General features: G+C 66.6%; 18 protein-coding genes. 13 read left to right on the top strand and 5 right to left on the bottom strand.

Annotated features, from left to right (window positions below):
• Positions 1-31: 31 nt before the first annotated feature.
• The 4 genes from EQZ23_RS17475 to EQZ23_RS17460 all read right to left on the bottom strand — a co-directional run bounded on the left by EQZ23_RS17475 (position 32) and on the right by EQZ23_RS17460 (position 3,816).
• Positions 32-274, bottom strand: a complete 243-nt coding sequence (locus tag EQZ23_RS17475; RefSeq protein WP_128455736.1) for a ribbon-helix-helix domain-containing protein — start codon at positions 272-274, stop codon at positions 32-34.
• Between the two features lie 7 nt (positions 275-281).
• On the bottom strand, positions 282-2,105 hold the full coding sequence (gene cobT / locus EQZ23_RS17470) for a cobaltochelatase subunit CobT (protein ID WP_128455735.1): 1,824 nt from the start codon (positions 2,103-2,105) through the stop codon (positions 282-284).
• 3 nt (positions 2,106-2,108) lie between these two features.
• A complete protein-coding gene (gene cobS / locus EQZ23_RS17465; protein ID WP_128455734.1) occupies positions 2,109-3,113 on the bottom strand; it encodes a cobaltochelatase subunit CobS in 1,005 nt (334 codons plus the stop codon).
• A gap of 178 nt (positions 3,114-3,291) precedes the next feature.
• Positions 3,292-3,816, bottom strand: coding sequence for a J domain-containing protein (locus tag EQZ23_RS17460; protein WP_128455733.1), 525 nt, complete (start codon positions 3,814-3,816; stop codon positions 3,292-3,294).
• A gap of 123 nt (positions 3,817-3,939) precedes the next feature.
• On the opposite strand from EQZ23_RS17460, the gene EQZ23_RS17455 reads away from it, so the two are divergent.
• The 6 genes from EQZ23_RS17455 (at position 3,940) to EQZ23_RS17430 (ending at position 7,965) form a co-directional block, all read left to right on the top strand.
• Entirely contained in the window at positions 3,940-4,227 is a 288-nt protein-coding gene (locus EQZ23_RS17455) for a BolA family protein (RefSeq protein ID WP_128455732.1), read from the top strand.
• Positions 4,227-4,934: a glutathione S-transferase gene (locus tag EQZ23_RS17450; protein ID WP_128455731.1), complete on the top strand. Its 708-nt coding sequence runs from the start codon at positions 4,227-4,229 to the stop codon at positions 4,932-4,934. The genes EQZ23_RS17455 and EQZ23_RS17450 overlap by 1 nt, the downstream gene beginning before the upstream one ends.
• Positions 4,931-5,377, top strand: coding sequence for an NUDIX domain-containing protein (locus tag EQZ23_RS17445; protein WP_128455730.1), 447 nt, complete (start codon positions 4,931-4,933; stop codon positions 5,375-5,377). The genes EQZ23_RS17450 and EQZ23_RS17445 overlap by 4 nt, the downstream gene beginning before the upstream one ends.
• A complete protein-coding gene (locus EQZ23_RS17440) occupies positions 5,367-6,266 on the top strand; it encodes a pirin family protein (protein WP_128455729.1) in 900 nt (299 codons plus the stop codon). The genes EQZ23_RS17445 and EQZ23_RS17440 overlap by 11 nt, the downstream gene beginning before the upstream one ends.
• A gap of 106 nt (positions 6,267-6,372) precedes the next feature.
• Positions 6,373-7,248 carry an alpha/beta fold hydrolase gene (locus EQZ23_RS17435; RefSeq protein WP_128455728.1) on the top strand — a complete coding sequence of 292 codons (876 nt, stop codon included), beginning with the start codon at positions 6,373-6,375 and terminating at the stop codon, positions 7,246-7,248.
• Positions 7,249-7,485: 237 nt separating this feature from the next.
• Positions 7,486-7,965: an RcnB family protein gene (locus EQZ23_RS17430; RefSeq protein ID WP_128455727.1), complete on the top strand. Its 480-nt coding sequence runs from the start codon at positions 7,486-7,488 to the stop codon at positions 7,963-7,965.
• 36 nt (positions 7,966-8,001) lie between these two features.
• Here the strand turns inward: EQZ23_RS17430 and EQZ23_RS17425 are convergent, their stop codons facing one another.
• Complete coding sequence (locus EQZ23_RS17425; protein WP_128455726.1) at positions 8,002-9,102, bottom strand: DUF2332 domain-containing protein; 1,101 nt, start codon at positions 9,100-9,102, stop codon at positions 8,002-8,004.
• 47 nt (positions 9,103-9,149) lie between these two features.
• Here EQZ23_RS17425 and hisG point away from each other — a divergent pair, with 47 nt between their 5' ends.
• The 7 genes from hisG to infA all read left to right on the top strand — a co-directional run bounded on the left by hisG (position 9,150) and on the right by infA (position 19,052).
• Positions 9,150-9,815, top strand: coding sequence for an ATP phosphoribosyltransferase (hisG, locus tag EQZ23_RS17420; RefSeq protein WP_128455725.1), 666 nt, complete (start codon positions 9,150-9,152; stop codon positions 9,813-9,815).
• Positions 9,812-11,107, top strand: coding sequence for a histidinol dehydrogenase (gene hisD / locus EQZ23_RS17415; RefSeq protein WP_128455724.1), 1,296 nt, complete (start codon positions 9,812-9,814; stop codon positions 11,105-11,107). The genes hisG and hisD overlap by 4 nt, the downstream gene beginning before the upstream one ends.
• A gap of 298 nt (positions 11,108-11,405) precedes the next feature.
• Positions 11,406-11,861 (top strand): transcription antitermination factor NusB, encoded by a 456-nt coding sequence (gene nusB, locus EQZ23_RS17410; protein ID WP_128455723.1) that lies wholly within the window; start codon positions 11,406-11,408, stop codon positions 11,859-11,861.
• Between the two features lie 114 nt (positions 11,862-11,975).
• A complete protein-coding gene (gene thiL, locus EQZ23_RS17405) occupies positions 11,976-12,869 on the top strand; it encodes a thiamine-phosphate kinase (RefSeq protein WP_128455722.1) in 894 nt (297 codons plus the stop codon).
• A gap of 89 nt (positions 12,870-12,958) precedes the next feature.
• Entirely contained in the window at positions 12,959-15,115 is a 2,157-nt protein-coding gene (locus EQZ23_RS17400; protein WP_128455721.1) for a sodium-translocating pyrophosphatase, read from the top strand.
• Between the two features lie 145 nt (positions 15,116-15,260).
• Positions 15,261-18,647 (top strand): DNA methyltransferase, encoded by a 3,387-nt coding sequence (locus tag EQZ23_RS17395; protein ID WP_240663657.1) that lies wholly within the window; start codon positions 15,261-15,263, stop codon positions 18,645-18,647.
• Positions 18,648-18,833: 186 nt separating this feature from the next.
• Positions 18,834-19,052 carry a translation initiation factor IF-1 gene (gene infA / locus EQZ23_RS17390; protein ID WP_031441079.1) on the top strand — a complete coding sequence of 73 codons (219 nt, stop codon included), beginning with the start codon at positions 18,834-18,836 and terminating at the stop codon, positions 19,050-19,052.
• Positions 19,053-19,080 lie beyond the last annotated feature (28 nt).

The following is a 19,080-nucleotide window of genomic DNA, read 5'->3' as shown; positions in this document are numbered from 1 at the left end:
TTCGCACTGTCAACGCTAATGCGAGTAGTTCTCAATGAAGATTGTCAAATAGCCATGTTCTCAATGCGCTAGCGAGGTTGGGCGGATCGTCAGCGACGATCCGGATCGCATCGATCTCGGCCACGAGCGCGGACAGCGGCAGAGCGAGACGCACGGCCGCGGCTTCGAGCGCCTGCCAAAACGCGGGTTCGAGGCTGATCGAGGTTTGGTGGCCCGCGATGGTGATCGAGCGCTTGACGGGGCCGTGGAAGCCGCCGGCTGGCGCTTCGATCACGCGGCGCTCACTCGGTGTCGAACAGCGACGCGAGTTGTTCGATGATCGTCCCGCCAAGCTGCTCGACGTCCATGATCGTCACCGCGCGCGCGTAATAACGCGTGACGTCGTGGCCGATGCCGATCGCGACGAGTTCGACCGGCGACTTGGTTTCGATCCAGCCGATCACCTGGCGCAGATGGCGTTCGAGATACGAGCCCGAATTCACGCTGAGCGTCGAATCATCAACCGGCGCGCCGTCGCTGATCACCATCAGGATGCGCCGCTCCTCGGGACGCGCGACAAGCCGCGCATGCGCCCACATCAGCGCCTCGCCGTCGATATTCTCCTTGAGCAACCCCTCGCGCATCATCAGCCCGAGCGAGTTGCGCGCACGGCGCCACGGTTCGTCGGCGCGCTTGTAGACGATATGGCGGATGTCGTTGAGCCGACCCGGCTGCGGTGGGCGCCCTGCGGCGAGCCACGTCTCGCGACTTTGCCCGCCCTTCCAAGCACGCGTGGTGAAGCCGAGAATCTCGGTCTTCACGCCGCAGCGCTCGAGCGTGCGCGCCAGAATATCCGCGCTGATCGCCGCGATCGAGATCGGGCGACCGCGCATCGATCCCGAATTGTCGATCAGCAGCGTCACGACGGTATCGCGGAAATCGGTCTCGCGCTCGGACTTGTAGCTGAGCGACAGCGTCGGGTTGACGATCACGCGGGCAAGGCGCGCCGCGTCGAGGATGCCCTCCTCCTGATCGAAGTCCCACGACCGCGACTGCTGCGCCATCAGCCGTCGCTGGAGCCGGTTGGCGAGCTTCGACACGGTCGATTGCAGATGCACGAGCTGCTGATCGAGATGGCCACGCAGCCGCGCCAGTTCGTCGGCGTCGCACAGCTCGGTCGCCGCGATCACCTCGTCGAACTGAGTCGTCCACGGCTTGTAGTCGAACGCGCCGCCCATGTCCGCGAAGGGACGGTTCGGGCGGACCGGTTGCATCCCCTCCTCGCCGTCGTCGCCGGGCTCGCCGTCGATGTCGTCCATCGACTCGTCGCTCTGCTCGGAGCCGTCGCTTTCCTCGTTCTGCTGCTCGGACTGTTCGCCGCGCGCCTCGACTTCGCCCTGGCCGTCCTCGCCCTGCTCGTCGCCTTCCTCGCCCTCGTCCTGCTGCTGCTCGTCGGTGCCCTCGTCCTCGGACCCGCCTTCGTCGCTTTCCTCGGGGACCTGGTCGCCCTCGACCAGTTCCAGCTCCTGCAGCATTTTCCGCGCAAGGCCCTGAAATGCCTTCTGGTCGTCGAGCGCGTACGCCAGCGCGTCGAGATCGGTCTTGCTCTCGATCCACTCACGGACCAGCGCGAGACCGGGCGCGGCGATCGCGGGCGATTCCTGCCCGGTCAGCCGTTCGCGCACCAGCAGGCCGAGCGCGGTCGACAGCGGCACTTCGTCGCGGTTGCGCGCGCGCGTGATCGGATCGGCGCGCAGCCGCACGTCGAGCGCCATCGCGAGATTGTCGGCAATCCCCGCATAGCCCCGCGAGCCGAGCGCTTCGACCCGGGCCGTCTCGACCGAGTCGAACACCGCGCGGGCGACAGCCTCCACCGGTGCAGCCCGGTTGTGCAACGCGATGTCGTGGTGCTTCAACTGCAGCGCGAACCCGTCGGCAAAACCGCGCGCCTCGGCGACCTGTTCGAGCGGCAGCGCACGCGCGGGCATCGGCACCTTGATGTGCTTGCCCGACTGGGTCGGGGCGTCCGCGGTGAAGGCGAGCTCGACCTCGGGCTCCTCCGCGATCGCGCGCGCAGTGCCGGCCAGGACCGCCTTGAAGCGATCGAGAGGGGTTTCGTTCGCCAAGGCTTACGCCTTACCCACCACGCTCTCGGGGAGATCCTTGCCGAACACGCGCTGGTAATATTCCGCCACCAGCGGCCGCTCGGCCTCGTCGCACTTGTTGAGGAACGACAGGCGGAATGCGAAGCCGACATCGCCGAAGATCAGCGCGTTCTGCGCCCAGGTGATGACGGTGCGCGGGCTCATCACGGTCGAGATGTCGCCGTTGACGAAGCCCTTGCGCGTCATGTCGGCAACGCGGACCATGTTCTCGACAACCTTCTTGCCGTCGGGCTTGTCATATTCGCCCGACTTGGCGAGCACGATCTGCGCCTCGACCTTTGCGGGCAAATAGTTGAGCGTGACGACGATGTTCCAGCGATCCATCTGGCCCTGGTTGATCTGCTGCGTGCCGTGATACAGCCCGCTCGTGTCGCCGAGACCGACCGTGTTGGCGGTCGCGAACAGGCGGAACCACGGGTTCGGGCGGATCACGCGGTTCTGGTCGAGCAGCGTCAGCTTGCCCTCGGTCTCCAGCACGCGCTGGATCACGAACATCACGTCAGGCCGGCCTGCGTCATATTCGTCGAAGACGAGCGCGGTCGGAGTCTGCAACGCCCAGGGCAGCAGGCCTTCACGGAACTCGGTGATCTGCTGACCATCCTTGAGCACGATCGCGTCGCGGCCGATCAGGTCGATACGGCTGATATGCGCGTCGAGGTTGATCCGGATGCACGGCCATTTCAGCCGCGCCGCGACCTGCTCGATATGCGTCGACTTGCCGGTGCCATGATAGCCCTGGACCATCACGCGACGGTTGTGTGCGAAGCCTGCAAGGACGGCGATCGTCGTGTCCGCATCAAAGACGTACGCCGGATCGAGATCGGGGACGCGCTCGTCGGCTTCGGAGAAGGCCGGCACTTCCATGTCAGAATCGATCCCGAACATCTCGCGCACCTTCACCATGCGGTCGGGGGCGTCGAGGATCGTGGTCTCGCGGCTGTCGGGCTGGGTATTCGGAATATCGGTCATGTTGGCCTCGTGTTCCCGGTAGCTCTAGGCCATGCGCGGGCCGATACTCAACCGCCCGCGTCAAGAATGCGCGGATGAGTAACGTGGATGAACTGGACGAACCGCCCGGCGCGGGACGAGTTCCCCCGCAGGCGGCGGCGAAATATCGATCAGTGAGACCGCCGCATGACCGACGCTGTCAGGCGAAGGCCGCCGCGCCCTTCAGATGCTGGTACGCGGCGATCACCTTTTGCAGGTCGGACTCGTGCGCGCGGTCGCCGCCGTTGCGGTCGGGATGGAAGCGCCGCACGAGTTCGCTGTAGCGTTTGCGGAGCTGCGTGCGGTCGGTGTCCGTACCGAGCCCGAGCACCCGCAACGACCGCCGCTCGCCATCGGACAGCACGCGGCCGTCCTTGCGTCCCGCTGCCACGCGTTCGCCGAACCTAGCCCCGATCGCGTCGATCGGGTCGGCGAAGTCCGCCCATTTCGGCGGGGCATCGCCTCCGGCATGCGCGAAGGCGCGCGTCTCGCGTTCCCACCCGGCCATCGGACGCTGCGCATGGTGGATCTCGTCCGCGGTCATTCCGTCGAAGAAATTATACCCCGCGTTGAACGCGCGAACGTGATCGAGGCAGAACCAGCGGAATTGTGGCGGCCCACCTTCGCTCGCGCCCTCCAGCGGCGGCGCACGAAATTCGCCGGGTTCCTCGCAGTCGCGCCACATGCAGACACGCCCGCTCCCCTCCACGCGGCCGTGAAACCGTGGACTGGGTCGCGCCCTGCGATTGTTCTGACCATCTTCGCTCACCGGCTCCCCGCGCTTTCCGAAACGGGCTATATAGGTTCGATGACAGACCTCGCCACCGGCTCCATGCAGGACCAGATCACCGCGCGCCTCACCGCCGCGCTCGCCCCGACGCAGTTGACCGTGGTCAACGAGAGCGGACTCCATGCCGGCCATATGGGCGACGACGGCACCGGCGAGACGCATTTCCGCGTCGAGGTGGAAACGGCGAAGTTCGAAGGCCTCAACCGGGTCGCGCGCCAGCGGCTCGTGAACCAGGCGCTCGCAGACCTGTTGAGCACGCAGATCCATGCGCTCGCCATCAAGGCGCGCGCGCCCGGGGAACTCTGATGGCCTACAAGCTCTGGTATTGGCCCTCGCTGCAGGGGCGCGGCGAGTTCGTCCGCCTTGCGCTCGAAGGCGCGGAGATCGCGTATCGGGATTGCGCGCGGACGGCGGGCGAGGACGGGCTGATGGCCGATCTCAACGACCGCACCGGCCGCACCCCGTTCGCGCCGCCCTATCTCGAGCTCGACGGTCTGGTGATCGCACAGGTCGCGAACATCCTGATGTATCTGGGCGAGCGCCACGGTCTCGCCCCGTCGAGCATGGCCGACCGACTCTGGCTCAACCAGCTCCAGCTGACGATCGCCGACCTCGTTGCGGAGGTCCACAACGTCCACCATCCGGTCGCGATGATGGACTATTATGCCGACCAGAAGCCCGAAGCCGCACGTGCCGCCAAACAGTTCCGCGAGGACCGTATCCCGAAGTTCCTGGGCCATTTCGAGGACGCGGCGCAGGCCAATCCCGGCGAGTGGCTGATCGACCACAAGTGGAGCTACGCCGATACGTCGCTGTTCCAGGTGGTCGAGGGGCTCCGCTACATGTTCCCGCAGCGGATGAAGACGCTCGAGCCGGACTATCCGAACCTGATCCGCATCCATGACCAGGTCGCTGATCTGCCTGGGATCAAGGCGTATCTGAACAGCGATCGCCGCCTCGCGTTCAATACCGACGGCATCTTCCGGCATTACCCCGAGCTGGACGCCGAATGAGGGCAGCACGCCCCGCGGCGCGGATCCTCCTCGTCGACGCGCAGGACCGCGTGCTGATGTTTCGCTTCACCCCCGACGACCGTCCGCCCCTCTGGTGCACGCCCGGCGGCGCGGTGGATTCGGGCGAGAGCTATGCCGCCGCCGCGCGTCGCGAATTATGGGAAGAGGTCGGCCTCGATATCGACTGCGGACCCGAGGTCGCGCAACGCACGATCGACTTCGTGACGTTCGACGGCGTCGAGGTGACCGCGGACGAACGCTATTTCCGGGTCGACGTCGATACCTGCGAGGTGAAGGCAGGCAACCTCACCGAACAGGAGCAGAAGCTGCTCGTCGGTCACCGCTGGTTTTCTCGAAACGACATCGCGACGTTCGACGAAACGCTTTATCCAGCCGATCTCGTCGACCTCCTCGACGCCACGGAACCCCGCCATGCTCGATGATTTCGTTCTCCAGACCATCCTGCCCTCCACGCACGATCTCGGCGGGTTCAAGGTGCATCGCACCTTGCCGAACAAGGAACGGACGATGGTTGGCCCGTTCCTGTTCTTCGACCAGATGGGGCCTGCGCATCTAGACGTTGGTCAGGGCATCGATGTCCGCCCGCATCCGCATATCAACCTGTCGACCGTCACTTATCTGTTCGACGGCGCGATCGACCACCGCGATTCGCTCGGGACGCAGGCGCGGATCGAGCCCGGCGCGGTCAACCTGATGACCGCGGGCCACGGCATCGTCCATTCCGAACGCTCGCCCGGCGACGAGCGCGCGGAGGGGCCGAACCTGTCAGGTATCCAGACCTGGCTGGCGATGCCCGAGGCGGTGGAGGAGATCGATCCCGCCTTCGAGCACGTCACCAAGGCGCAACTGCCCGTGATCGAGGCGCATGGCGCGCGGTCGCGGATCATCATGGGGAGCCTGTGGGGCCAGACCGCGCCGACCACCACCTATTCGGGCACGATCTACGCCGACATCGCGCTGGATCCCGGTGCGAGCGTGCCGATCGACGCCGCGGCGGAGGAGCGCGCGATCTACCTCGCGATGGGTGAGGCGACGCTGGAGGGCGTGCCGCTCGAACCGCAGGTGCTCTACGTCCTGCGCCCCGGCATCGCGGCGACTTTGCGCTCGGCGACCGGTGGGCGGGCGATGCTGTGCGGCGGCGATGCGTTCACTACTCCGCGCCACGTCTGGTGGAACTTCGTCAGCTCCAACCGCGACCGGATCGAACAGGCCAAGCGCGACTGGAATGCGGGGAATTTCCCGAAAGTGCCCGGCGACGAGAAGGAATGGATCGAGATTCCGGCTGTGCCGAAAACGGTCAGCTATCCATAAAGATCTCCCCTCCCGCTTGCGGGAGGGGTAGGGGGAGGGCATGATCTACCGGCAGCGCGACGGGTAGGCCCTCCCCCTAACCCCTCCCGCCAGCGGGAGGGGAATAATGACCGAACTGACCCGCATCACGCTGTCCACCGGCGTGGACCTCGATGTCGCGATAACCGGCGACCCGGCAAACCCGCCCGTGATCCTGCTCCACGGCTTTCCCGAATCGCACCGCACCTGGCGGGACATCGCCCCGGACCTAGTCCGCGATCATTATGTCGTGGCTCCAGACCAGCGCGGGTTCGCGCGGTCGTCGAAACCCGATGGCGTCGACAGCTACACCCCCGACAAGATCGTCGCGGACCTGATCGCGCTCGCCGATCACCTCAAGCTCGACCGCTTCACGCTGGTCGGTCACGATTGGGGCGGCGCGGTCGCGTGGATGGCGGCGCTGCGCCGCCCGGAGCGGATCGCCAAGCTCGTCATCATCAACGCGCCGCACCCGCTCGTCTTCCAGCGGACAATGTTCGACGACCTCGAACAGCGCGCCGCCAGCCAGTATATCCGCGCCTTCCGCAATCCCGATCTCGAAAGGCATGTCGAGTCGATCGGCCTCGAAACCTTCTTCGACACGAGCTTTTCGAAGCATGCGGACCTCGCCGCGATGGCCGAGGACAAGGCCGCCTATCTCGACGAATGGGGCCAGCCCGGCGCGATCACCGCGATGCTCAACTGGTACCGCGCCAGCGCGATCGTCGTCCCCGCCATGGACGAGACGCCGCCGCGCCCCGCGTTCCTCGACGCGCCGTTTCCGCCGACGACGATGCCGGTGCTGGTGATCTGGGGGATCCAGGACAGCGCGCTGCTGCCGAGCCAGCTCGACCTTGCCGACTATGTCCCAGACCTGACGATCGAGCGGGTCGATGCGGGACATTTCGTGCCCTGGCAGAAGCCGCAAGCGGTGATCGCCGCGATGCGGACATGGGGCGTCTGAACGGGAGCGCCTGCCGAAGATCCCCGTCATCCCAGCGAACGCTGGGATTTCATCGGGGCGGAAGTCGTGGCCCGAACCGGGAGATCCCAGCGTTCGCTGGCATGACGGGAAGCGCGGACGCCCACCCGCCTGCGACCTGTCTGAATCCTGACGACCGCATTCGGAAAGCGTTCAGCGGGAACGGTGCAAATCTCTCTTCATGCCGCCAGAAACGGCACCGAACACAGGAGAGCAATCATGCGCAAGATCATCCTCGCGGCCGTCGCCGCCGCCACCCTCGTGCCCAGCTTCGCGACCGCGCAGAGCTACGGCGAAGTCCGCCGCGACCAGCGTGAAGTCCGACAGAGCCAGCGCGAACTGCAGCAGGCCCGTCGCTACGGCAACCGCGGCGATATCCGCGAAGCCCGCCGGGAACTGCGCGAAGACCGTCAGGAGCGTCGTGAAGATTGGCGCGACTATCGCCGCACGCATGGCAACGTCTATCGCCGTCCGGCCTATGTCGGCCCGCGCGGCTATCGCTATCGCCCGGTGACCGTCGGCTACCGGTTCGCGCCCGCTTATTATGGTCGCAACTACTGGATCAACGATTACCAGACGTATCGCCTGCCCCGCCCCGGCTACGGCTATCAGCGCTGGGTTCGCTACGGTCGCGACGTCGTCCTGGTCGACACGCGCAACGGTCGCGTCGCGCAGGTCAACAACGGGTTCTTCTACTAAGTGTGGTCCGGCCCGGGAGCGATCCCGGGCCGTTTCCTAGTCCGCCTCGTACGCACCGCGCCGCATGACGTAATCGCGCGTCTCGTACGGCGGCGCGAGACCCTCGACCCAGGCGCCGTGCGCGTGCGTCAGCGCGACCAGTTCCATCGGCCGATCGCCAGGCCAGCCGCGAACGCGGACTTCATGGCGATGCAGATCGCGGTTCGGCTCCATCATTACCCAGCCAAGCGGTCGCTCCGCCGACGCCCGCGCGCCCGCTTCGTCCATCGCGATCCTGATCCGCTCGCGCGACGCAGGCGGCAGATATTGCCAAACCACAGAATGCATCAGCACGCGCGTGACACCCTCGGGCTGCGGCTCGACCAGCCGCGCCTCGACCCAGTCGGCCGCATCGCCCTCCGCCAGATCGACGCCGCCGTCGCGCACCATCGCGATCGCCGACGCCAGCCGCGCCTGCCGCTCGACCGCGTCGACCCAGACATAGCCCTCCAACCGAACGCCCGCCACGGGGTCGGACAGATCAAGCGGGTGGATATCGACGCCGCGGGCCGACACGATTTCGACCGGCACAACCGGCGGCGTCTCGCCGCGCCATTCGGGCCGGATAGTCACCGGCGAGTCGGGCGGCCCGACCATCACGCCGCCCAGATCGAACCGATAGCGATCGATCAGCAGGTTCAGCCCCGCGCTCGAGCCGATCTCCAGCACCTCGATCTTTGGCCCGTAGCGTTGCGCGAGATGCAACAGCCCGGCCATCAACCCCGCCGACCGCCCCGCCTCGTTGGTTTGTGGCGGCCCGTCGAGCCAAGGCAGCAACGCCGCGTCATGCTTCGCGAGCGTCGCTTTCAGTGTGGCACCGACTGACGCGGAATCGGTGTCTTGCCCTGAGAACACGGCCGACAGCCGCGAATCTACTCCCGCCCGGTGCAACGCGTGCAACCCGCCGACTAGCCGCAACGCCAGCGCATCCGCGACCGGCTCGCCCGGCCAGTCGAGCACTTGTCGCCCCGTCTCGCTTTCTCGATCGAGCGCCGTCGCCAGTGCGGTGCAGACGCGCGCGGTGATCGGCGCGTCCATCGCGCTGCAATAGCCCGCCTGGATGTGGAAGCAGTCGCGGTTCGCGGTTTCATTGGCCATGCGCCAGGTTGTTGCACGCGCCGGGCCCCACCCGTAAAGCCCGGCGCGTGCCAGAGTCCCAGATCATTATCGCCGTCCCCAAGGGACGTATCCTCGCCGAAGCCCTGCCGCTGCTCGCGCGCGCCGGCGTGCATCCGGAAGCCTCGTTCTCCGACGAGAACTCGCGCGCGTTGCGGTTCGCGACCAACGACCCGGCGATCTCGCTGATCCGGGTGCGCGCGTTCGACGTCGCCACCTTCGTCGCGCACGGCGCCGCGCAGCTCGGCATTGTCGGGTCGGACGTGATCGCCGAGTTCGGCTATTCGGAACTGTACGCGCCGGTCGATCTCGGCATCGGCCATTGCCGCCTGTCGGTCGCCGAGCCCGCCGAGATGGCAGCGAAGGACGATCCGCGCGGCTGGAGCCACGTCCGTGTCGCCACCAAATATCCGCATGTGACGGCCGCACATTTCGCGGCTCGCGGCGTCCAGGCGGAGTGCGTGAAGCTCAACGGCGCTATGGAGTTGGCACCAACTTTGGGGTTGGCGCCGCGCATCGTTGACCTCGTCTCCTCGGGTCGCACGCTGCTGGAAAACGGCCTGGTCGAGGTCGAGACGATCATGGAGGTCACTAGCCGCCTGGTCGTCAACCGTGCCGCGATGAAGACCCGCAGCCGCGTCGTGCCGCTGGTCGAGGCGTTCCGCCGGGCGGTTGAGCAGGAGCAAGCGGCATGATCCGCCTCAACACCACCGACGCGGACTTCGCCACGGCCTTCACCGCGCTCGTCGAAGACCGCCGTGAGTCCGACGCGGGCGTCACGCAGGACGTTGCCGCAATCATCGCCGCGGTCCGCCGCGATGGCGAAGCAGCGATCCGCGACCTGACGCAGAAGCACGACCGCCACGATCTCGAGACTACCGGCTGGCAGATCGACGCCGCCGACTGCAAGGCCGCGTTCGACGCGCTGGATCCGGACCTGCGCGCCGCGCTCGAACTCGCCGCCACCCGCATCCGTGTCTATCACGAGAAGCAACGTCCGCTCGACAGCGACTCGGTCGATTCGGCGGGCGTCCGTCTCGGCGCACGCTGGCTCCCCGTAGACGCCGCCGGCATCTACGTCCCGGGCGGACGCGCGGCGTATCCGTCGTCGCTGCTGATGAACGCCATCCCCGCGAAGGTCGCCGGCGTTGGACGTTTGACGATGGTAACGCCGACCCCCGATGGCCAGATCAACCCGCTCGTCCTCGCCGCCGCGCATCTCGCCGGCGTCGACGAAGTGTGGCGCATCGGTGGTGCACAGGCGGTCGCCGCGCTCGCCTATGGCGCCGGCCGGATCACGCCGGTCGACGTCATCACCGGCCCCGGCAATGCCTGGGTCGCCGAAGCCAAGCGCCAGGTCTACGGCGTCGTCGGCATCGACATGGTCGCCGGCCCGAGCGAAATCGTGGTCGTCGCGGACGCGCTCAACGACCCCGAATGGACCGCCGCTGACCTGCTCAGCCAGGCCGAGCACGACCCGTCGACCCAATCGATCCTGTTCACCGACGATGCCGCGTTCGCCGACAAGGTCGCCGCCGCGGTCGACCGCCAGTTGGGCGAACTCGCCACCGGCACGGTCGCGCGCGTGGCATGGGACAATAACGGCGCGATCATCGTCGTCGAGACGCTTGCGGATGCGATCCCGCTGGTCGACCGCCTTGCCGCGGAGCATCTCCAACTGGCGATTCCCGATCCACAGGGATTCTTCGACCGGATCCGTCACGCCGGCTCGGTGTTCCTCGGCCGTTACACGCCCGAGGCGATCGGCGATTACGTCGCCGGCCCGAACCACGTCCTCCCCACCGGCCGTCGTGCGCGGTTTGCATCGGGGTTGTCGGTGCTTGACTTCATGAAGCGCACCAGCTTCCTGGCTCTGGACGAAGCGGCGTTGCGCGAACTCGGCCCCGCTACCGTCGCGCTTGCCAACGCCGAAGGGCTCCCTGCGCACGCAAAATCGGTGGCGTTGCGATTGCGGCTCAACAGATAGATTTGTTCACGCGGAGACGCGGAGACGCGGAGACGCGGAGACGCGGAGACGCGGAGACGCGGAGACGCGGAGACGCGGAGACGCGGAGACGCGGAGGTGTCGACCTTGCCGCGTAGCGGTCTTTCAATCACTAGCGGATGAAGAGGTCGAAGCGGCTGCGCCGCACGCAACATCTCCGCGCCTCCGCGCCTCCGCGCCTCCGCGCCTCCGCGCCTCCACGTGAACCAACATTCTTCCCATTCCGCGTGAAAAGCAAAGGGCTGACACGCAACGCCCCCGCGCCTACAGGCAACCGCTTATGACTCGAACCGCCCCCCGCACCAAGGCGCGTGCCGCCGCTCGCCTCGCCGCCGTCCAGGCGACCTACCAGCACGAGATGGAGGGCACCGCGATGCCCGTCCTGCTGAACGAATTCCACCAGCACCGGCTCGGCGCGACGATCGAAGACGTCGAATATGCCGAGGCCGATGTCGATTTCTTCGACGATCTGGTGACCGGCACCAACGCCCGCGCGGGCGAGATCGACGTCCTGATCGAGGGCAAGCTCGCCAAGGGCTGGACGCTCGCGCGGCTCGACAAGCCGATGAAGGCGATCATCCGCGTCGGCACCTACGAGCTGCTCGCGCGCCAGGACGTGCCGGTCGCCGCGGTGATCAGCGAATATGTCGACGTCGCGCACGCATTCTACGACAAGCGCGAATCGGGGTTCGTGAACGGGTTGCTCGATGCGATCGCGAAAGAGGTGCGGGCCTGAAAACTCCCTCTCTCCTCCGGGGAGAGGGTCGGGGTGAGGTGCTGTTCCGGGCGGAGCGCTGTGTGGCAGCCCCTCACCCCAGCCCTCTCCCCGCAGGGGAGAGGGAGCAGTAGAATGACCGAAACCGAGTTCATCGCCGCGCTTCGCCGCCTCCCGCTCCACCCGGCGGCGCGCGGACTGCTCGACGATACCGCGCTGATCGATGTCGGCGCGCTCGTTGTTACGACCGATACACTCGTCGAGGGGATCCACTTTCTCCCGACCGACCCCGCGCAAGACGTCGCGTGGAAGCTGGTCGCCACCAACCTCTCAGATCTGGCCGCCAAGGGCGCGAAACCCGAAGGCATACTGCTCAACTACCCGCTCGGCGACGACGCGTGGGACCATGCATTCCTCCAGGGTCTGCACGAGGCCCTGACCGCGTTCGACACGCAGATCATCGGCGGCGACACCGTCACGCTCCCACCGCACGCGCCGCGTATCCTGACTGTCACGGCGTTCGGCAGCGACGCCGCAGCACCGGCCCGTAGCGGCGCGCGAGACGGCGATGCGCTGTACGTCACGGGGACGATCGGCGACGCGGGCGCGGGCCTTGCCATCGCGCGCGGCGCGCACGGCCCGCCCGAGCTGCTCGCCGCCTATCGCCGCCCGCACCCCCGCCTCGCCGAGGGCCGCATCCTCGCGCCGCAGGTCCATGCAATGATGGACGTGTCCGACGGCCTGCTCATCGACGCCGCCCGCATGGCCCGAGCGAGCCGTCTTGCTATCGCGATCGATCTCGCCTGCACCCCGCTTTCGGACGCCTATCGCGCGTTTTCGGGCGACAGACTCGCCGCCGCGATCGCCGGCGACGATTATCAATTGCTGTTCGCCGCACCTGCGGGCTTCGTCACCGATGCCACGTGCGTCGGTAAATTCTCGCAGGGGTCCGGCCTCAGCCTGCACAACGCCGGCACGTCCGTCCCGCTTCCCGCCAGCCTCGGCTACGAGCACGCGCCCCGCGCATAGCTTGCGCAATGTCTCCGCACTGATAGGCTCCACGTCTGGAACCCGGCAAAGCCGGGACCGGGGAGGAACCAGAATAGGGATAGCGCCGTATGACGACCGTCTATTTGGCCATGATCTGCGGCGTGATCGCCGTCTTGTACGGCTTCGTCACCAGTCGACAGGTGCTCTCCGCCTCCCCCGGCAACGCAAAGATGCAGGACATCGCCGCCGCTATCCAGGAGGGCGCGAAGGCCTATCTCGGGCGGCAATACACCACGATCGCGATCGTCGGCGTCATCGTCGCGGTCATCCTCATGGTCACGCTCGGATACATCTCGACGATCGGATTCGTTATCGGCGCGGTGCTGTCGGGCGTCGCCGGCTATGTCGGCATGAACATCTCGGTCCGCGCCAACGTCCGCACCGCGGAGGCCGCGCGCACGTCGTTGCAGGCCGGCCTGACGATGGCGTTCCGGTCGGGCGCGGTCACCGGCATGCTCGTGGCGGGCCTCGGCCTGCTCGCGATCAGCGCGTTCTTCTGGTACCTCACCGGTCCCGCCGGCCATGCGCCAAACGACCGGATCATCGTCGAGGCGCTGACCGCACTGGCATTCGGCGCATCGCTGATCTCGATCTTCGCGCGATTGGGCGGCGGCATCTTCACCAAAGCGGCGGACGTCGGCGCGGATTTGGTCGGCAAGGTCGAGGCGGGCATCCCCGAGGACGACCCCCGCAACCCGGCGGTGATCGCGGACAATGTCGGCGACAATGTCGGCGATTGCGCGGGCATGGCTGCCGATCTGTTCGAGACGTACGTCGTGACGCTGGGCGTGACGATGATCTCGATCGCGCTGCTGATCCAGGCGAGCGGCGCCGAATTGATGCGGCTGATGACGCTTCCGCTGCTCGTCGGCGGCGTTTGCATCATAACCTCGATCATCGGCACCTACATGGTTCGCCTCGGTGGCGGCACGATCATGGGGGCGCTCTACAAAGGCTTCTTCACGTCGACGATCCTGTCGATCCCGGCGATCTATCTCGCGACGACATACGTACTCGGCGACCTCGACCGCGTGATCGGCGGCGCGGGCTTCCTCGATCCCGCGACCGACGACCTGACCACGCAGGCCGCGCCGTCGCTGACGCAGAGCTTTACCGGCATGGACCTGTTCTGGTCGATGATGATCGGGCTCGTCGTGACCGGGCTGATCGTCTGGATCACCGAATATTATACCGGCACCAACCACCGCCCGGTCCAGTCGATCGCCAAGGCGTCAGAGACCGGCCACGGCACCAACGTCATCCAGGGCCTCGCGATCAGCCTCGAATCGACCGCGATGCCGACGCTTGTCATCGTCGTGGCGGTGGTCGTCGCGTACCAACTCGCAGGAATCATCGGCATCGCGTTTGCCGCGACCGCGATGCTCGCCCAGGCCGGCATGGTCGTCGCGCTCGATGCGTACGGCCCGGTCACCGACAACGCCGGCGGCATCGCAGAGATGGCAGGCCTGCCCGACGACGTGCGGCAGAAGACCGACGCGCTCGACGCGGTCGGCAACACCACCAAGGCGGTGACCAAGGGCTATGCGATCGGCTCGGCGGGCTTGGCCGCGCTCGTGCTCTTTGGCGCCTACACCACCGATCTCGCGACGTATTTTCCCGACGTCACTGTCGATTTCAGCCTGAGCAATCCGTACGTCATCGTCGGGCTGCTGCTCGGCGCGCTGCTCCCGTATCTGTTCGGCGCGTTCGGGATGACCGCGGTCGGTCGCGCAGCCGGCGCGGTCGTCGAGGAAGTGCGCGAACAGTTCCGCACCAACCCCGGCATCATGCTCGGCACCAGCCGCCCCGATTATGCGCGCACCGTCGATCTCGTGACCAAGGCCGCGATCCGCGAGATGATCGTGCCCTCGCTGCTGCCGGTGCTGTCGCCGATCGCGGTGTATTTTATCATTACCGCGGTCGCCGGCCAAGCCTCGGGCTTCGCCTCGCTGGGTGCGATGCTGTTGGGCGTGATCGTCTCCGGGCTGTTCGTCGCGATCTCTATGACCAGCGGCGGCGGCGCGTGGGACAACGCCAAAAAATATATCGAGGACGGCAACCACGGCGGCAAGGGGTCCGAAGCGCACAAGGCGGCGATTACCGGCGACACGGTCGGCGATCCCTACAAGGATACGGCGGGTCCTGCGGTGAACCCGATGATCAAGATCACCAACATCGTCGCGCTGCTGCTGCTGGCGGCGCTGGCGGGCGGCGGGGCCGGCTGATCCGTTTCGGAGCAGTCGGGCGCAGAACATTCGCGGATTTGGTCCTTATCGCACCTACCTCCGGATGACGGGCAGGTGAACACACTTACGCTGCGATCGGATGAACAGTCCGGTCGCAGCTTTTTCCGACGCCCCCTCTTCGACGGTGATAGACACCTTCGTCGCTCGCTGGAGGGCCAATGAAGGCGGGGCCGAGCGCGCCAACTTTCCCCTTTTCCTCACCGAACTCTGCCGGCTGATCGACGTGCCCGTGCCCGACCCCGCCGATGCGACGCACGACCGCAACGACTATGTCTTCGAACGTGCCGTCCGGCTGCAGGATATCGGAGGCGTCCAGCGCAACGGTCGGATCGACCTCTATCGCCGCGGCTGTTTCGTCCTCGAAGCCAAGCAGAGCCGCGAACGGGGCGGCACTAAAGAGGTCGCCGATGCAGGGAGGGCATTGGAACAGCCATCACTCCCCGGCTTGCCGATCTTGCCAGACGCCGACCGCCGCGGTCGCCGCAGCGCGCATCGAAGCTGGGACGTGCTCATGCGCAACGCCCGCGAACAGGCCGAGCAATATGCGCGGGCGCTGCCGACCGATCACGGCTGGCCGCCGTTCATCCTGGTCTGCGACGTCGGCCACGCGATCGAATTGTTCGCCGACTTCTCCGGCCAGGGCAAGGCGTACCGGCAATTCCCCGATCGCGCCGGCTTCCGCCTGTATCTCGACGACCTGCATGACCCAAGAATCCGCGAGCGCCTGCGGCAGATCTGGCTCGACCCGCATGCGCTCGATCCCGCCCGCCACGCCGCGATCGTCACGCGCGACATCGCGCGCCGCCTCGCGGAAGTGAGCAAACGGCTCGAAGACCGCGGCCACGCCGCCGAGCCCGTCGCGCATTTCCTGATGCGCTGCCTGTTCACGATGTTCGCGCAGCGCGCCGATCTGCTCGATCGCGGCAGCTTCACGCAGATGCTGGCCGACGCAAGCGACAATCCCTCGAGCTTCGCGCCGATGCTGGAGGATCTGTGGAGCGCGATGAACACTGGCGGTTATTCGCTGGCGATGCGCTGCAAGGTGCGTCGCTTCAACGGCGGGCTGTTCGCCGAGCGCACCGCGATTCCGTTGCGTCGCGAGGAGATCGGCGAGCTGCTCGAAGCGTCGCGCCACGACTGGACCGAAGTCGAGCCGGCGATCTTCGGGACGCTGCTCGAACAGGCGCTCGATCCGGTCGAACGGCGCCGCCTCGGCGCGCACTACACGCCGCGCGCCTATGTCGAGCGGCTGGTCATCGCGACGATCATCGAGCCGCTCCAACGTGAATGGGAGACGCAGGTGCTCGGTACGGTCGAGCGCGAGCGACTGTCGCGCCCCGCCGCGGCGATCCGCGCGGTGCATGATTTCCACGAACGCCTTGCCGCTACGACGGTGCTCGATCCCGCCTGTGGCACGGGCAATTTCCTCTACGTCGCGCTCGAACTGATGAAGCGGCTGGAGGGCGACGTGCTCGAAGTGCTCGCCGACCTTGGCGGCCAGGAAGCGCTCGCGCTGGAGACCGCCACCGTCCACCCGCGCCATTTTCTGGGACTCGAACTGAACCCGCGTGCGGCGGCGATCGCGGAGCTCGTGCTGTGGCTCGGCTATCTCCAATGGCAGTTGCGCAACCGCCGGACGATCGCCGATCCGGTGCTGGAAAAGCTCGACAACATCGCAACGATGGACGCGGTTCTCGCGCATGACGGCGCCGGGGAGGATGGCGCGCTGAAAAATCCCCGCCCCGCGCCTTGGCCTGGGGCGGACTATATCGTCGGCAACCCGCCCTTCATCGGTGGCAAGGACCTTCGCGCAAGATTGGGCGATCGCCACGTGGCCGCGCTGTGGGAGGCGCACCCGACGATCAACCGATCCGCGGATCTCGTCATGTACTGGTGGGACATGGCGGCGCGGACGCTCACCCGCAAAGGCGCACGGTTAAAACGCTTCGGTTTTGTCACGACCAACTCGATCACGCAGGATTTCAGCCGGCGCGTGATTGCCGCCCACCTCGAGGGATCGTCACCGCTCAGTCTGGTCATGGCGATTCCCGACCATCCCTGGACCCGCGCGACGCGCGATGCCGCCGCGGTGCGGATCGCGATCACCGTCGCAGTTGCCGGGACCATGGAGGGCGTGCGGCTGACGATCGCACAGGAATCCGCGCTCGACACGGATACGCCGTCTCTCACGTTCATCGAAACGGCGGGTAGAATCCACGCCGACCTGACCACCGGCACCGATACCACACGCACCAAGCCCTTGATCGCCAATGCCGGGATCGCCTCGCCCGGCGTCAAACTCCATGGTCGCGGTTTTGCGATCACCGCGGCACACGCCGATTATCTCGGGCTCGGCCGGCGGGACGGGCTCGACCGCTATGTCCGGCCCTATCTAAACGGACGCGACGCTACCGCGCAGTCGCGCGACCTGATGGCGATAGACCTGCTCGGCTTGGAGGAAGATGAGATTCGCCGGCGCTTTCCGGAAATCTACCAGCATCTGCTCGTTTCCGTCCGCCCCGGCCGCGTGACGAACAACCGCCCGAGCTACCGCGAGAAATGGTGGCTGTTCGGCGAGCCGCGCGGCGATTTTCGCCCCGCACTCGCGGGGCTCGATCGCTACATCGCCACCGTCGAGACATCCAAGCATCGCACCTTCCAGTTCCTCGATAGCGCGATCCTGCCGGACAACATGCTGGTCTGCATGGCGCTGGACGACGGATTCTCGCTGGGCGTGCTCTCGTCGCGCGCGCACCTGCAATGGACCTATGCCAATTGCGGGCTAATCGGCGTCGCTCGGTTCGAGCAGGGCCACCGCTACACCAAGTCGCGAATCGTCGACCCGTTTCCGTTTCCCGACCCGACCGATGACCAGCGCGAGACGATCGGCGCGCTGGCAGAAGAGCTCGACGCGACGCGCAAGGCCGTGCTCGCCGAGCAGCCCGATCTGACCCTGACCGAACTTTACAATCTGCATGGCCGTATCACCGTCGGCGCGCCGCTGTCGCACGCCGACGCAGACGCCCGCCTGCGTGGTCGTGTCGACATACTCGCGCAGCTCCACCACCATCTGGATGCGGCCGTCACGGCCGCCTATGGTTGGCCCGTCGGGATCGACGACACCGCGATCGTCGCGCGTCTCGTCGCGCTCAACGCCGAGCGCCATGCCGAGGAGAAGGCCGGTCGGGTACGCTGGTTACGGCCCGATTATCAGATCGCGCGGGCCGGATTGACCGCATTGCCGCTGTCGACTCGTGCCGAACAGATCGACGCCGACCTTCCCGTCATGGCCCTCAGAAAGCCCTATTTCCCGCGCGATGCGATCGGCCAGACTGCCGCGGTCCTGGCAGACCTGCGTGGTGGCGCAGGGCTGACGAGCGACGAGATCGCACGCCGCTATGCGCAAGGCCGAAAGGTACGTCCGCGGATCGCCGCCACGCTCGCCGCACTTACTCGGCTCGGTCATGTCGCCGCGGACGGGGATCGCCACACCCTTCGCCGCGCGGCATGAGCGCATTGCCGAAAAGCGCTAGTCCCCATTGTCGGATCGCAATTTCGTACCATATCGCAGGGGCGAGCAGGGAATGACGTCCGCGACAATATCGCGAGCGTTTCCCGTTGCGTGTCCAGCTTTCCTTTTTCGCGAACCTGCGGTAAGGGCGCTCGTCCCGAAATTCCCCCAATTCAGAGATTATATTTGGCCAAGGAAGAACTGCTCGAGATGCGCGGCCGCGTGGTGGAACTGCTCCCCAACGCGATGTTCCGGGTCCAGCTCGAAAACGACCACGAGATTCTCGGTCATACCGCCGGCAAGATGCGCAAGAACCGCATCCGCGTGCTGGTCGGTGACGAGGTGCTGTGCGAACTCACGCCGTACGATCTGACCAAGGGTCGCATCACCTACCGCTTCAAATAAGCCTGTGGGCGCTCCGGCGCCTGCCGCT

The organism is Sphingomonas sp. UV9 (genome assembly GCF_004101245.1).
GTDB lineage: Bacteria > Pseudomonadota > Alphaproteobacteria > Sphingomonadales > Sphingomonadaceae > Sphingomonas.
This window is presented reverse-complemented; position numbering and strand designations above follow the sequence as displayed.

What these genes read in the sequence shown, in the direction of transcription:
- hisD (WP_128455724.1), top strand. Translation starts at nt 9,812, where the DNA reads ATGATCCGCCTCAACACCACCGACGCGGACTTCGCCACGGCCTTCACC.
- EQZ23_RS17450 (WP_128455731.1), top strand. Translation starts at nt 4,227, where the DNA reads ATGGCCTACAAGCTCTGGTATTGGCCCTCGCTGCAGGGGCGCGGCGAG.
- EQZ23_RS17440 (WP_128455729.1), top strand. Translation starts at nt 5,367, where the DNA reads ATGCTCGATGATTTCGTTCTCCAGACCATCCTGCCCTCCACGCACGAT.
- EQZ23_RS17430 (WP_128455727.1), top strand. Translation starts at nt 7,486, where the DNA reads ATGCGCAAGATCATCCTCGCGGCCGTCGCCGCCGCCACCCTCGTGCCC.
- nusB (WP_128455723.1), top strand. Translation starts at nt 11,406, where the DNA reads ATGACTCGAACCGCCCCCCGCACCAAGGCGCGTGCCGCCGCTCGCCTC.
- EQZ23_RS17455 (WP_128455732.1), top strand. Translation starts at nt 3,940, where the DNA reads ATGACAGACCTCGCCACCGGCTCCATGCAGGACCAGATCACCGCGCGC.
- EQZ23_RS17435 (WP_128455728.1), top strand. Translation starts at nt 6,373, where the DNA reads ATGACCGAACTGACCCGCATCACGCTGTCCACCGGCGTGGACCTCGAT.
- EQZ23_RS17425 (WP_128455726.1), bottom strand. Translation starts at nt 9,102, where the DNA reads ATGGCCAATGAAACCGCGAACCGCGACTGCTTCCACATCCAGGCGGGC.
- EQZ23_RS17400 (WP_128455721.1), top strand. Translation starts at nt 12,959, where the DNA reads ATGACGACCGTCTATTTGGCCATGATCTGCGGCGTGATCGCCGTCTTG.
- cobS (WP_128455734.1), bottom strand. Translation starts at nt 3,113, where the DNA reads ATGACCGATATTCCGAATACCCAGCCCGACAGCCGCGAGACCACGATC.
- EQZ23_RS17460 (WP_128455733.1), bottom strand. Translation starts at nt 3,816, where the DNA reads ATGTGGCGCGACTGCGAGGAACCCGGCGAATTTCGTGCGCCGCCGCTG.
- EQZ23_RS17445 (WP_128455730.1), top strand. Translation starts at nt 4,931, where the DNA reads ATGAGGGCAGCACGCCCCGCGGCGCGGATCCTCCTCGTCGACGCGCAG.
- thiL (WP_128455722.1), top strand. Translation starts at nt 11,976, where the DNA reads ATGACCGAAACCGAGTTCATCGCCGCGCTTCGCCGCCTCCCGCTCCAC.